The organism is Skermania sp. ID1734 (assembly GCF_007489285.1).
In the GTDB taxonomy this organism is placed as follows: Bacteria; Actinomycetota; Actinomycetes; order Mycobacteriales; family Mycobacteriaceae; genus ID1734.
The window spans coordinates 1-13,800 of the sequence record NZ_VLIY01000020.1 but is presented as its reverse complement, the minus strand read 5'-3'; the positions used below and the strand labels follow the sequence as shown (position 1 = coordinate 13,800).

The window sequence follows — 13,800 nt, the reverse complement described above, 5'->3', positions numbered from 1 at the left end:
GTTCGTCGAGGCGGAGCGTGAATGACACGCGGTAGACGGGGGCGCCCACCACACTGTACCGACGCTAACCACATCCGACACTGGTCCGAATGCGGCGACAAGGTCGCTGGCCAATGCAGTTCTCCTCTGAGGCCCCGCCGACATGATCCACCACGGCACCTGGCAGGTGTTCCTCAGCGACAAACGGCCACCACTGGTTCATCCCACCGAAATCATCGGCCCACGGCGAATCCCGTGCGCGCCCACAACAGACGTAACGGGGCGGGCAAGCGATCGCAATCTTGCTATGCCGCCAGCTTCGCGCGCAGTCGCGCGCCGTCTTCGTCCGCAAGCGCTGCCACGCGAAGATCGGCCAGGCGTTCGGCAGCGTCGGGTGTGCCGACAAGGTCGGTCGCGGCGGTCATCAGCTTCTCGAAGCTGTCGTTGCCGTGCGCATACGTTGCGCCGTAACCCTTCAAAACACGTTGGCACTCTACGATTTCGCGGGCCAGCTCCGGATCGGTTTCGGCCGCCCGAAGCGCCAACCCGAGCCATTCCTCGATGGCGGCCTGCTCGCGAACGAACCGCAGCGAGCGTGGACGCAATGGCCGCATCCGGGCCATCGTGCTCAGCATCGTGTAACCGGTCACCGAGCTGGTGTTGAGGATCATGCCCTTATGCGTGACCTTATTGACGAACCGCCGAAACAGATTCGACCGTGCCATCCGCGCGCCAAGTCGCGACGGCATAGTGTCGGTGATCTCGTCTATCTGCGGGTGCAGATACTCCCGCACCTGCACCAGCTGATGTGCATCGGCACGCGCCTCCTCGCGGATACGCTCCATACGTTTCTGCCGGGTCTTTTGCAGCGCAACATGAATGGTGTCCTGGTAGCACATCCACAATGCGATGTGCCGCGCCGCTTCTGTCGTCAATCGTGCGTCCGAGGATTGATCCAACGCGGCAAAACGCGCCACCCGCTCCAGGTATCGCTCGGCGTAACCAAAACTCTGATAAACACCCGTGCGCACGAGGCCGTGCAGAATCATCGACCGCGCCGGAGCCGGAAGGTCGAGCACACGAGTAGCGAGAGGTTGCAGCTTGGGTCCCACCAACGCCGCGGGCTCGGTCAGCGCGATTTCGTTGCGACGCTTCTCCTCGGCGGCCTTGCGTTCCTCCGCCGAAACCGGGCGCGGTCCGAGCGTCAGCGGGATCGGCTGCGACCGGCGCAGCGGTTTCGCCGGACTCGCGGCCGCATCGAAACCGTCGGCGAACGCCGCCAAGGACGATTCGACCCCTTTGCCGAATCCACGGATCGGTTGCTCGAATTGCTCTCTGGTGAACGGCAGCGCGCCCGAACCGGCGAGCGCGCCGAACAGGGCCGCGCTGATGACGCTGCGGTGGCGTTCGGCCATCTCCATGAAGTTCGCTGCGATCACGCGTTTGCCGGCCGTCTGGGCCGCCGTGAGCAATTCGGCGCTGTCCACCCGACCGTCGCCGAGCGCCATCTTCTCGTCGATCGAGTAAACCCGGTTCGTCGAGGTGATCACCGTGGTGCGCTCGCGCGTCACAAAACCGCGCTGCACTGCCCGTCCGCATTCCATCAACTCCGACGCAATCAGCACATCAACCTCACCCGGGGTCGGGAAGACGCTGAGCACGGGCTCGGTGCGCGGAGCAGAGGCCGGAACCTCGCTGGGTGGATAGATCTCGACGTAGTAGACCGTGGCGCCGGTGCGCTGGGCCACGCCCGCGACAGAGGTGTTCTGTGCGTAGTGCCCGGCTCGTTCGGCAACGGCGACAATCCAATCCGCAAGTACGCCGCCGCCCTCGCCGCCGAGCGCGAGGATGGCCAAAGTGATCGGGCGTTGACCGCTATACCAGGTAGACATTCAGGCAACCTCGAATTGTGCGGCGCGGCGCTCGAGGCCGCGCGAAGAGATTTTTATCCACCAGCTGCGAATCGCCAGCAACAGGCGGTCGCGGCGGTTCGGATTGTCGATGACGTCGGTCCGATAGAACGACGGGCACAGCACCGCCGCATGCGCGTTCGCGCCGCACACCCCGCACCCGACACAACTGTCCAGGACGGTAGCGATTGGATCGGTGCGCAGCGGATCGGGATTGTCGGTGATCGTCAGCGACGGGCAACCGGAGATCCGGATGCACGCGTGATCGCCGGTGCAAGTCTCCGGATCGACGCCGAATCTTTCTCGGACCACGCGTTTGCCTTGAGCGAGCTTCTTTGCACGTTCCGGCTTCTCCCGCCGCTGCCGGTTGAGCTGGCATTCACTTTGCATCACCAGCACTTTGGGACCCGGCTCGTCGGTGGTGAGCGCCTCGACGAAGGTGTCGCGCACGGTTGCCACGTCGTAGGTGTTGGTGATGGTTTTGGCCCACTCCACACCGACGCCCCGAGAGGCCTTCTCAATGGGATGCTGAGTCGAGCGCGTGGGCAGCTGTGCTTGCGAGGAAAGCACATCCTGTCCACCTGTGGCCGCCGCATAGGCGTTGTCGACGACCACGAGCAATTGGTCGTTCTTGTTGAACACTGCGTTGCCGACACCGCTGGTCAGACCGTTGTGCCAGAACCCGCCATCCCCCATCACCGCTACCGTGCGCCGGTCGGCGTCTTTGGAATTCAGCGCCGCAGCACCAGCCGAGCCAAGGCCATAACCCATCGTGGTGGCACCCAGGTCGAACGGCGCGTTGACCGCGAACAAGTGGCAACCGATATCCGCGCTGACATGGTGCTTGCCAGTCTCGCGCTCAGCAAGCTTGAGACCGCTGAATATCGGCCGTTCCGGACAGCCCGTGCACAGACCCGGCGGGCGAGGACGCACCGGCAGCGCAACGGGTTTGCGGTCGTGGAGCACATCAGGGTCGTGCTCGATTGCATCGGGGAGGTAGCGGCTCAGGAACGCATGCACGCCGCGGGTCACTGCCGCAGAGGTGTATTCGCCGCCGACCGGAAGCATGTCCTTGCCGTGCAATGCCGTCGGGACCTCGCCACGGCGCAGGATCGCGTTCAGATTCTGCTCGATGTAGTCGGGTTGGCCCTCCTCCACCAGCAGCACGGCGCGTTTGCCGACGCAGAAGTCGACGATCTCGTCGTCCACCACCGGATAGGCGACGTTCATCACGTACAGCGGGATGCGGCTGTCGCCGAACGCATCCGAGCAACCGAGCAGTTCCAGGCTGCGATTGAGTGTGTTGTACAAGCCGCCCTGGACGATGATGCCGACATCGGCACGGTCTGCGCCGAACACCTCGTTCAACTTGCGTTGCTTGATGAATTCGATCGCGGCGGGCCAGCGCTGCTGGATCTTCTCCTTCTCGTGCAGAAAGCTCGCCGGCGGCAGCACAATCCGGTCCACGTCGCGGCGCGGGTTTTCGATGGCGTCTTTGATGGTCATCGGTGGGCGCCGGTTGTCCTTGGCGACGAAGCTGCCGTGCAGATGGCAGGACCGCAGCCGCAAGTCGAGCAGCACCGGTGTGTTGCTTGCCTCGGACAGTTCGAAACCGGTTTCGACAGCGTCGACGATCGCGGCGACGTTCGGGCGCGGATCCAGCAGCCACATCTGGGATTTCATTGCGAACGCGTGCGAGCGTTCCTGCATGATGCTCGAGCCCTCGCCGTAGTCCTCACCGAGAATGACGAGCGCCCCGCCGGTCACTCCCCCGCTCGCCAAGTTCGCCAGGGCGTCGGAAGCGACATTGAGCCCAACGGTGGATTTGAAGGTCACCGCGCCGCGCAGCGGGTAGTGCACCGACGCGGCGAGCATCGCCGCGGCCGTCGCCTCCGAGGCACTGTTTTCAAAATACACGCCGAGTTCATCGAGGATGTCGTGGGCGTCGCCGAGCACATCCATCAGATGCGAAATCGGCGCGCCCTGATAGCCGCCCACGTAAGCAACTCCGGACTGCAACAGCGCTTTGGTGACCGCGAGGATGCCCTCGACATGCAGCGTCGTGCCAGCACCGTGGCGCAGCTGCGCGACCTCGTTGACGAAAGAACGCTCCGCCATCCCGCTACCCCTCCGCGTCGATCAGGGCCACGACCCGTGCGGGACTGCCCGATCCGCCGACGATCGGCAGCGGCAGCACTGCAAGCGCGATTCCGGTGGCGGGCAGGCGATCAAGGTTGCGTAGTTGGGTCAAACCGAGTTTTCCGGCGCCCAGCAGCCGGTGGTGGCACGGGAACGCCGGGTCGAGATTCGGCGCTTGGCCGGCGTCGGTACCGACGGTCTCCACGCCCAGGCCGACGATCGCGGTCTCCTCCGCCAGCCAGCGCGCGCACTCAGCGGAAATACCTGGGGTGTGGCCCGAATTGAGGAAGTCGGCGCTGTTGTCGGAGCGTTCGTCCCAGCCGGTGCGGTAGAGCAGCCAGCCGCCGTCCGGCAATGGACCGTTCACCCGCTGCCATTCCTGGATGTCGTTCCGCTCCAAGAGGAAATCTGGATTTTCGCGAACACGCGCGGTGGCGTCGAGAACAACCGCCGGGGCGATCAGCGAACTCAGCGGGACTTGGGAGACGTCGAGCCCATCGCGGCCGGTTACCCAGTGAATGGGTGCGTCGAGATGGGTGCCGGTGTGCTCGCCGGTGTGAATGTTGTTCCAGTACCAGGCTGGACCATCCGCGTCATAACGGCTGATCAGCTCGAGTTGGAACGGCAGTGTGTTCTTGAATGGCTCGGGCAGTGCCAGCACTGGCGTCTTATCGGTTAGCGGCGCAGTCAGATCCACAAGGTCGACGCGCCCACCGTTGATGGCGCCTAACAGTTCTGCGAGTACCGACATGTCAACTCCTTACGAGTGTGCTTGCAACAAGGTGGCCAGAACCGGCACCTAATCCGGCGCCGGGATGAGTGGATGCGCCGATGTGCCAGAGCCCCTTGACGTGGGTGCGATGCCGACCGGCTGACGGCAAGGGCCGCCACAAAAAGCTCTGGTCCAGTTCGGAGCTGCCGCCGTAGGGGTCGCCGGCCACGGCGTTGACGTTGTAGGAAGCGAGGTCGGATGGTGAAATAACATCCACCGCAAGGACGTCGATCTCGGCATGGGCCGCCACTCGCTCGATCGCGAGCTGGGCGTGCGATTGCGCGAGCTCGGTTGTCCAGCCGCCCGTGTCGCGTGGGGCGAACGGCACTTCCTGTAGTTGCAGCCACAGCGCACCGGCGCCGGCCGGAACGCGCGAGGGGTCAAGCAAAAATTGTTGCCCCACAACGACGGTGGGCCGCCGCGGCAGCAGGCCAGCCTCAGCTTCGGCGCAGGCAATCGCGGTGCTGGCCGAGCCGTCGGAAATGTGCACCAGGGGAACGTCGTTCAGCCGCGGGTCGTTCCATCGTGGCGGCGCGGACAGCGCGACGTGCACCTGCATTTCGCCGCGCCCGTATCGGTAGCGCATGGCTTCGCTGTGGAGTTCGGCAGGGCAGTCGGACAGCAATGAGCCGTACAGTGCCGTCGGAGTCACTGACGCCACAACGGCCCGCCGGCAGCGCAACCGCTGACCACCCGCTTCGACGGCCACCGCACGGCCGCGCTCGACAACGATCCGTTCAACCTCCGTGCCGGTGTGGACCTCAATCCCGAGCTCGTCGAACAGTCCGCGGAAGGCGTTGACGAGATTGCCCGCTCCCCCGGCGACGACCGGCAGACCGAAACCGTGCATGGTGGCCGCGAGGATCGGGATCATGAAGCCACCCGAGGCGTGATCTGGTGACAGCCCGGCATGCAGCAGCCACGGCGCCCACAAGTGATCTACCTCGGAACCAGCGAACTCCCGTGCACAGAATGCCCGCCCGGATGAGGCCAGGTCACGTAACCACTGCTCGCTGCCGCGACGGCCATTGAGCCGAAGCAAACGCACGAGCGAACGAGCCGTCACAAAGCTGCGGATCTCACTGCCCATCAGTGCGCCGATAACGCTAGCGCTACGGCCGAATCGTTCCAACGCGGCCAGGTATGCCTGTGCGTCTTCTCTTTTCGAGAATTGGGCGGCAGTGGTTTCCGGGTCTTGGTAGGCGATCGTGACCGCACCGCTGTCGGCGACACTCGCGGTGACTGCTGCGTCCGTGTTGCAGTAGCGCAAGCCGTGCCTGGCGAGATCCTCGCCGAGTGCCGCGTATGCAGGCCCGGACACGAACAGCGGATGCCAGGAGGAGTACGTGTCGTGGACATAGCCCGGCAGCGTCCGCTCACCGCTGGCGACAAAGCCACCTATCTGCGGATTGCGCTCCAGCAGAGCGACTTTCCAACCAGCCTTGGCCAGTTCGGCGGCCGCAACCATGCCGTTGATGCCGGAACCGACAACCACGGCGTCCGCTTCGGTGTGCACCGGCCCTCCTGACTAGATGGTGTGATCGACGACACTAAGCGGGCATTCCGCGCGAGACTATCCGCGTTACGCGCGCGGTATCCGATTACCGCCGCAGCGTCTGCGACGGCGACTCACCGAAACGCTCCCGATATTGCACCGAGAATCTGCCCGCGTGTAGGAACCCCCAGCGGATCGCTACATCGGTCACAGTGACCGATCGGGGGCCGGCGGCGGCGAGCTCGTCGTGCACTTTCTTCAGCCGAACCTCCCGCAGAAAGTTCATCGGTGTGGTGTCGAACGCCCGCCGGAACCCGTCCTGCAACGCACGGACGCTGATGTCTACGGCTTCGGCGATGTCCTCGACCGCCAGCGGTTCGGCCGCGTGGGCTTCGATCAAATCGGCGGCGCGGCGGATCACCCGCGGCACAGTCCGTTCCGCAGGGCCAGCGAACGCGCCACTGTAAGTGTTGGGTTGCGCCAGGAGCAACTGACTCATCAGCAGGCGCTGCATCTCTCTCATCGCGATCGGCTCGACGGGAATCGTGCCTCCGCTGTCGAATTCACGATAAAGCAGGTCCACCAAGCTCCGCCAGGACCGGATGCGCGGATCGGTAAGGTCCATGCCGAGTTCGAAACGCAGCCGCCGGCCCAAGGGTTGCCCGAGCGTTCGATGCAGATGTTGTTCGATCGATTCGCGATCGATCCGCACGATCAATTGCCTGTTGCCGCGGGCCCAGTCCATCTCGAAACGGTTGTCCGGCTCGAGCACCGACGCCACCTGCACGTTCGAAACTACTTCGGCCGTTCGGCTGCGTATCCGCGCGCTACCGGACAACGGGATTTGGATGAGGTAGCAGTCGGACAAATCGTCGGGCACGATGCGGACGTCGTGGCCGTAGTCCAAGTAGTACAGACCGACGCCGACAGCTCGGGCGGCGTGGAACCGGACGTCGATCGGCGCGGTGCCATCTGACGGCATCAGCTTGTGCGAACAGAACGCCGTGCCGACGATCGCACGCGCCTGATCGACGTCGTGCGAGTGCACTACCTCGAAATTCGCGAGCGGTAGAGCCACCGAACCTCCACTCCGGTCATATGTCGCTGCTGACATTGCCGTCACAGATACGCGATATTACTCCAACCGCGTTATCCGCACAATGCACGCGCAACGCGGATAGCAGCATCGAGCACGCCTTCATAGTGTCGTAGATCACAGGACACTGGCCGGAACAGGAGAGCGAGTACATGAAACCCCCAGGTCAACCGCTGAACGGGCGGACCGCCATCGTCACCGGTGGATCGACGAAGATCGGCCACGGAGTGGTCACCGAATTGTGTGCCGCCGGCGCGAACGTGGTGGTGGCCGACATCGATGAGATCGGCGCCAAGGAAATCGTCGACGCCCATCCCGGTCATGCCGCGTTCGTCCGCACCGACATCACCGACGACGCCGCGATCGCCGAATGCGTCACGGCCACACTCGACCGGTACGGCTCCATCGACATCTTGGTCAACCTCGCCTGCTCTTACGTCGACGACGGCCAGTCGTCCACGCGCGCTCAGTGGCACGCTGCACTCGACGTCAACCTCATCAGCGCGGCTCTCTTCGCCGAGGCGGTACGCCCACACCTGGCCGCCCGCGGCGGCGGTGCAATCGTCAACTTCGGTTCGATCTCCGCGAAGGCGGCCCAAACCGGCCGGTGGTTGTATCCGGCCAGCAAGGCAGCGACAGTGCAGTTGACGCGTTCGATGGCCATGGACTACGCCCCATATCGGATCCGGGTCAACTCGGTAAGCCCCGGCTGGACCTGGTCGAAAATCATGGACGAACTCACTGGATCCGACCGCGCCAAGACCGACGACGTCGCCAAAGACTTCCATTTGCTGGGCCGAGTCGGTGACCCGCAAGAAGTGGGCGCAGTTGTGTCCTTTTTGTGCAGCGACGCTTCCTCTTTCGTCACCGGCGCCGACTGGGCCGTCGACGGTGGCTACTCCGCTATGGGCCCCGAGCAAGCCGTTCCCGCCATCCCCAAACTCGCCGAATAAGGAGTTCTCATGCGTTCATTCGTGATCATCGGTGCCGGCCAGGCCGGTCTGCAACTCGGCATTGGACTGCTCGACGCCGGCCACCGCGTCACCGTCGTATCCAACCGCACCCCCGACCAGCTGCGCGCCGGGAAGGTGATGTCCAGCCAGTGCATGTTCGGCAACGCACTCGCACGCGAACGGGCACTCGGGCTGAATTTCTGGGACGACGAATGCCCGCCCGTGCAAGGCATCTCGTTCACTGTCCCGGGTCCCGACGGCGGCAAGGCCATTTCCTGGGCATCGCGCCTCGATGTTCCCGCCCAGTCGGTGGACCAGCGGGTCAAGATGCCGCGCTGGATGGCAGAGTTCGAACGGCGCGGCGGCACAATCGTTTACCAGGACGCGACCATCGACGACCTGGAAAGCTATGCAGCCCAATCGGACCTGGTCATCGTCGCGGCCGGTAAGGGCGAGATCGCGAAGATGTTCACCCGCGACGCCACCAGGTCGACCTACGACCGTCCGCAACGGGCACTCGCGCTGACCTACGTCACCGGCATGACTCCGCGCCCTGACTATTCCGCGGTGGCCTTCAACATGATTCCCGGCGTGGGCGAATATTTCGTGTTTCCCGCGCTCACCACCACCGGCCCGTGCGAAATCATGGTGTTGGAAGGCATTCCAGGCGGACCGATGGACTGCTGGGCCGACGTCACCACGCCCGAGCAACACCTCGCCAAGTCGAAGTGGATCCTGGAAACGTTCCTGCCGTGGGAGGCCGAACGGTGCCAGCACGTGGAACTCACCGACGACAACGGCATTCTGGCCGGCCGCTTCCCACCCACCGTCCGGCATCCCGTCGGCGTGCTGCCCTCGGGCGCGCAGGTGTTGGGCCTCGCCGATGTGGTGGTGCTCAACGACCCGATCACCGGGCAGGGTTCCAACAACGCCAGCAAGTGTGCGGCCTCCTACCTGGCCAGCATTCTCGACAACGGCGACCGTCCCTTCGATGCGGCGTTCATGCAGTCGGCCTTCGAACGGTATTGGGACTACGCCACATACGTTTCGCAGTGGACCAACGCGCTGCTCGCGCCGCCCCCGCCGCACGTGCTCGAACTGCTTGGCGCGGCGAACGGCGATCCGCGGATCGCCCGGAGGTTCGTCAACGGGTTCGACGATCCCCGCGACTTCTTCCACTGGTTCATGAGCCCCGATTCCGCCAACGAGTATCTCGCCGCGACCCGCGAAGCAGCGCTCGCCGCGGCCATGTGAGAGGAAAGACCATGCGCCGCATTGCCATTGTTGGAGCAGGGCAGTCGGGTGCGCTGCTGGCACGCGCCCTGCTGCGGCGACACTACGACGTCACGCTCGTCACCGACCGCACCGCCGATCAGGTGCGGTCGGGACCGGTGATGTCGAGCCAGTGCATGTTCGATTCTGCGCTGACCATAGAGCGCGAACTCGACGCCGACCAGTGGGCCAAAACCTGCCCGCGGATCGAGCGAGTCGCGGTCAGCGTCGGGTCACAGGTGAGCTTCGCCGCCGACCTCGAACACTACGCCCAGTCGGTGGACCAGCGCGTGAAGTGCGCCGCGTGGATCGACGAGTTCGCTGCAGCGGGTGGGAAACTCGTCATCCGGGCGGCGTCGATCGCCGATCTCGAGGAACTCGCCTACAGCCACGACCTCGTGATCGTGAGCACCGGCAAGGGCGATCTCGGTCGGCTGTTCGCGCCGGATCGGGAAAAGTCACCATTCGACCGGCCACAGCGCGCGCTGGCGCTCGCGTACGTGCGTGGCCTGGGACCGCATCCGGACGGTGCGGACCTGTCGCTGAACATCGCCCCGGGTGTCGGCGAGTATTTCGTGCTACCTGCGCTGACCACCAGCGGTCCGTGTCACGTCATGGTGTTCGAGGGCATTCCACACGGACCGATGGATCGCTGGGACGACGTGCGTAGCCCCGAGCAGCACCTGCAGCGCGCGAAAGAAATTCTGGCCGAACACTTTCCCCGCGAGTTCGCCCGCTGCGCCGACATCGAGCTGACCGACGACAAGGGCATTCTCCGCGGCCGGTTCACACCCACCGTCCGCCATCCCGTCGCCACCTTGCCCTCGGGTGCGCCCGTCCTCGGCATGGCCGATGCGGTAGTGCTCAACGACCCGGTCACCGGGCAAGGATCCAACAACGCGGTGCAGGCGGCCGGCGTCTACTTCGACGCGATCGTGGGCCGAGACAGTCAGCTCTTCGATCCGCGGTGGATGCAGCAGACGTTCGACAAGTTCTGGCGGGGCTGGGGCCAATGGTCGGTGTCCTGGACCAATACTTTGCTGCGCCCGATTCAGCCGCACGTGCTGTCGGTGTTCGAACACGCGCAGCAGATACCCGGCGTCGCCGCCGCGATCGTGGAGGCCTTCAACGACCCGCGCACCACGCACAACTGGTGGTACGACGCGACCGAAGCCACGCGGTTCCTCGCCGCCAAAGAGCAGGCCGCCAGCAGCCGGTTCGACAATCGCGATCTGCGCCGCGCGCTGGGCCAGTACGCGACCGGCGTCACCGTAGTCACCAGTCGCGCTCCGGATGGCCGCAAGATCGGAGTCACCGCCAACTCGTTCACATCGGTGTCGATGGACCCACCGTTGGTACTGTGGTGCCCGGCAAAAAAGGCCCCGAGCCTGCCGGACCTGATCAGCGCCACGCACTTTGCGGTCAACATCCTCGCCGCCGACCAGCACGATTTGTCGCGGCAGTTCTCCACCCCCGCCGAAGACAAGTTCGCCGGGGTCGCCACCAGCGAGGGCTGCGGAGGTGTGCCACTGATCGACAACGCCGTCGCCCGCTTCCAATGCCGCACAGTGCAGCGCGTCGACGCAGGAGACCACGTCATCTTCCTCGGTGAGGTCGAAAGTTATGACGCGCCCGGTGGGGAGCCGCTGGTGTTCCATTCCGGCGCATACCGACTCGCGTCCCGGCACCCCGAATTCCCTTAGGAACAACCCCAGAGGCAATTAGTCATGACATCCGCGCTGATACAACTAACAGCCGTTCACCGGCTCATTGCTCACCTCGTCGAGCGCATCGATGAACTGACTCAGGAACGCGACCGGCTCCTCGAGCAGGTCCACAGGCTTACCGTCGACCTTGACGACGCGTTGGATCGCGAGCAGTTCCATGCGCTCGAGGCATCCCAGGAACGACTATGCGTCGCAAGTGTGAATCACCTAATTCGCGTCAAGGGACGGTCGGGGCGACTGCCCGCCAGGCTGTGATGTAACGCGATGACGCACGAAGAAGCCGAGCTTGCGGTAGATCAGCAGTGTTTCCTCTTGCGCAGGCGGCGGATCTCGTTGGTGCAACGTCTGGTCGCGCGTCCGCGCAAGATAATTGAGGAAGATTGGACGCACGGCGCTCGTGGGGCGACCGGATTGGACGCTGGCGCTTCGGCGGCAAGGCTGGGTATGCGGGCGCGCAGTTCCGCCGGGGTCCGAATGCGGTCAGGGCGAAGGCGCCGTGTCCGCACCGGCTACTGTTGCTCGTTGTCTTGCGTGACGCGTAGTCATTTTTAAGGCGTGGCCAGTCGGATAGACGGCGGGATTACTATGCCTCATTTGGGTCGCTATTGCGCGTGCGTTGCGGGCAGAGCGGTCAAGATCAAGAAATATACTGTCTGACCTGCATAAATGATGGTGCGCGATACTGGGATTGAACCAGTGACCTCTTCCGTGTCAGGGAAGCGCTCTCCCGCTGAGCTAATCGCGCGAGGTGGAGACGGGAATCGAACCCGTGTGCACGGCTTTGCAGGCCGTTGCCTCACCACTCGGCCACTCCACCGCGAAAAAATCGAGGGTCGAACCCTGTCTCATTTCGAGCGGATGACGGGATTCGAACCCGCGACCCTCACCTTGGCAAGGTGATGCGCTACCAGCTGCGCTACATCCGCAATTCGTTGCCCTCGGCGGCTTGCCGCCGTGGTGCCTGTGAACATTAGCCGACGAACATCAGTTGTCACAAATCCGCAGGTTGTGGCCGTCCACGTAGCCGATTGGGGCAGTTGGGGATACACGTGTTAATGTTCTCCAGCGTTCGGTTCGCACAGTCAGGTCCCGTGGCTCAGTGGAAGAGCGTCCGCTTCACACGCGGAAGGTCGCTGGTTCGATCCCAGCCGGGACCACAGTCTATTGACCCTGGCCAGCATCTATTTTGGCTGGTCTTTTGGAACTGATTCCGGGCACCTGCGATGAAATATCCGCCGTTATCCGCCGTAGGCGCGGATGATCGGGAAGGCGGCGGCGAAGAGCCGGCTGAGCATGGTCCTAAATTGGACACCGATCGCGTTGTTGCGTCGCTGGCCTGCGGTTTTGTGTGGCGTCAGGTCGGAATTCTGACACTGCATCCGGGTTCGTAGGGTGCTGCGACGGCCTGTCGCGGACTGTGAAGCTGAAGACTGCCTCGGTCGCGGTGCAGATCGCGTGGTCGACAAGGCGAGGTTCGTGCCGGATCGACCCCTTGGGTTCTGGTCATGACGAGGCGGCGGTGGAAGCGCTGAAGGCGGCAACTTGCCAGCGTCTGACCGCGCGGGCCGACGAACCCTTACAGAGTTCTAGGGCAACACCAGCAGCACTCAGCTAACGACGACGTGGTCGCCGTGTGCCGCTCCGATTCGGCTGCGCAATTCGCTGTTCCGCGACGTCTCTGCGTAGCTGCGCGAGTTCGGCTCGAACGTCGGTCGACGCCCCGCTCCGCCACCGCGTGCCGCATCCGCTGGAGCAAGCGCGGCCTCGGCCAATCGAATTCGGTCACTGCCATACGCGTCTGATCCGCAAGGGCCGCTGTGTGCCGCGACTCGAGTTCTGCCATCCGAGCGATTGAGTCGCTGCATTCCCGATCGAGATCGGCTTTAGCCCTTTCAGATTCAGCACACGCAGCTTCCGCGACGAGTTTTGACGTTCGCCGCTTGTTCTGCCGCTGCTTGCCTGCGCGCCGGCGATGTCAGCTGACGCCGCGTATCGAATTTCGGCAACGAGCCACGGAGTGACAGCTTCGATGTCGGCGACTCGATCAGACAATAATCGCGAGCGCGGATTGCGGAGTCGCGTTCGATCTCGATCCGCGACCGGTCGACGCGCGCAAGTGCGGCGTCCGCCTTCGCGTCCGCGGCAGCGGCAGCGGTGGCCGGTCAAGCCCCTAGAAGTGGTGTAACTGAATTGTGATCCTTCGTTGGTGATCAGGCGGGTAGTTGCATCAGTGCATCAGTGGTCACCTCCGTCTGCGAGCTGGTGTCGGTGTCGGTGGTCAGGGTGAGTCGGCAGCGGCCCAGGACTTCGAGTCCGAGGTATCGGCGTCCTTCGGCCCATTCGTCGGTCTGCTCGGCAAGGACGGCGCCGATGAGGCGGACGATGGCATCTCGGTTGGGGAAGATGCCCACGACGTCGGTGCGGCGGCGGATCTCTCGGTTGAGCCGCTCGGTGGGG

At 64.2% G+C, this 13,800-nt stretch carries 10 protein-coding genes and 4 tRNA genes; 4 read left to right on the top strand and 10 right to left on the bottom strand.

The genetic code is table 11. The annotated features are described in order from the left end of the window. Window positions 1–284: 284 nt before the first annotated feature. The 5 genes from FOS14_RS20970 to FOS14_RS20950 all read right to left on the bottom strand — a co-directional run bounded on the left by FOS14_RS20970 (window position 285) and on the right by FOS14_RS20950 (window position 7,373). Complete coding sequence (locus FOS14_RS20970) at window positions 285–1,871, bottom strand: indolepyruvate oxidoreductase subunit beta family protein (protein WP_143772810.1); 1,587 nt, start codon at window positions 1,869–1,871, stop codon at window positions 285–287. Then, entirely contained in the window at window positions 1,872–4,007 is a 2,136-nt protein-coding gene (locus FOS14_RS20965; protein ID WP_143772809.1) for an indolepyruvate ferredoxin oxidoreductase subunit alpha, read from the bottom strand. Window positions 4,008–4,011: 4 nt separating this feature from the next. Beyond that, window positions 4,012–4,779: a cyclase family protein gene (locus FOS14_RS20960; RefSeq protein ID WP_143772808.1), complete on the bottom strand. Its 768-nt coding sequence runs from the start codon at window positions 4,777–4,779 to the stop codon at window positions 4,012–4,014. Between the two features lies 1 nt (window position 4,780). After that, the gene (locus FOS14_RS20955; RefSeq protein WP_143772807.1) at window positions 4,781–6,316 is read right to left on the bottom strand and encodes an NAD(P)/FAD-dependent oxidoreductase; all 1,536 of its coding nucleotides are present in this window, start codon (window positions 6,314–6,316) and stop codon (window positions 4,781–4,783) included. Between the two features lie 85 nt (window positions 6,317–6,401). Further along, window positions 6,402–7,373 carry an AraC family transcriptional regulator gene (locus tag FOS14_RS20950; protein WP_255450498.1) on the bottom strand — a complete coding sequence of 324 codons (972 nt, stop codon included), beginning with the start codon at window positions 7,371–7,373 and terminating at the stop codon, window positions 6,402–6,404. 170 nt (window positions 7,374–7,543) lie between these two features. Between FOS14_RS20950 and FOS14_RS20945 the strand changes: the two genes are divergently transcribed. From FOS14_RS20945 to FOS14_RS20935, 3 genes are read left to right on the top strand one after another with little or no spacing between them, the layout of a single operon-like run. Further along, window positions 7,544–8,344 (top strand): SDR family oxidoreductase, encoded by an 801-nt coding sequence (locus FOS14_RS20945; protein WP_143772805.1) that lies wholly within the window; start codon window positions 7,544–7,546, stop codon window positions 8,342–8,344. Between the two features lie 9 nt (window positions 8,345–8,353). After that, window positions 8,354–9,598 carry a styrene monooxygenase/indole monooxygenase family protein gene (locus FOS14_RS20940; RefSeq protein WP_143772804.1) on the top strand — a complete coding sequence of 415 codons (1,245 nt, stop codon included), beginning with the start codon at window positions 8,354–8,356 and terminating at the stop codon, window positions 9,596–9,598. An 11-nt stretch (window positions 9,599–9,609) separates the two neighbouring features. Further along, window positions 9,610–11,319, top strand: a complete 1,710-nt coding sequence (locus FOS14_RS20935; RefSeq protein ID WP_143772803.1) for a flavin reductase — start codon at window positions 9,610–9,612, stop codon at window positions 11,317–11,319. Window positions 11,320–11,364: 45 nt separating this feature from the next. Here the strand turns inward: FOS14_RS20935 and FOS14_RS24845 are convergent, their stop codons facing one another. The 4 genes from FOS14_RS24845 to FOS14_RS20920 all read right to left on the bottom strand — a co-directional run bounded on the left by FOS14_RS24845 (window position 11,365) and on the right by FOS14_RS20920 (window position 12,269). After that, entirely contained in the window at window positions 11,365–11,502 is a 138-nt protein-coding gene (locus tag FOS14_RS24845; protein WP_185981875.1) for a hypothetical protein, read from the bottom strand. Between the two features lie 511 nt (window positions 11,503–12,013). Continuing rightward, window positions 12,014–12,088 (bottom strand) — tRNA-Val (locus tag FOS14_RS20930). A 1-nt stretch (window position 12,089) separates the two neighbouring features. Next, window positions 12,090–12,160 (bottom strand) — tRNA-Cys (locus FOS14_RS20925). A gap of 36 nt (window positions 12,161–12,196) precedes the next feature. After that, window positions 12,197–12,269 (bottom strand) — tRNA-Gly (locus tag FOS14_RS20920). 159 nt (window positions 12,270–12,428) lie between these two features. On the opposite strand from FOS14_RS20920, the gene FOS14_RS20915 reads away from it, so the two are divergent. Continuing rightward, window positions 12,429–12,500 (top strand) — tRNA-Val (locus FOS14_RS20915). A 1,053-nt stretch (window positions 12,501–13,553) separates the two neighbouring features. On the opposite strand, the gene FOS14_RS20910 is transcribed toward FOS14_RS20915, so the two are convergent. Next, a partial coding sequence (locus FOS14_RS20910) for a transposase (RefSeq protein WP_185981611.1) occupies window positions 13,554–13,800 on the bottom strand: 247 nt, incomplete at its 5' end.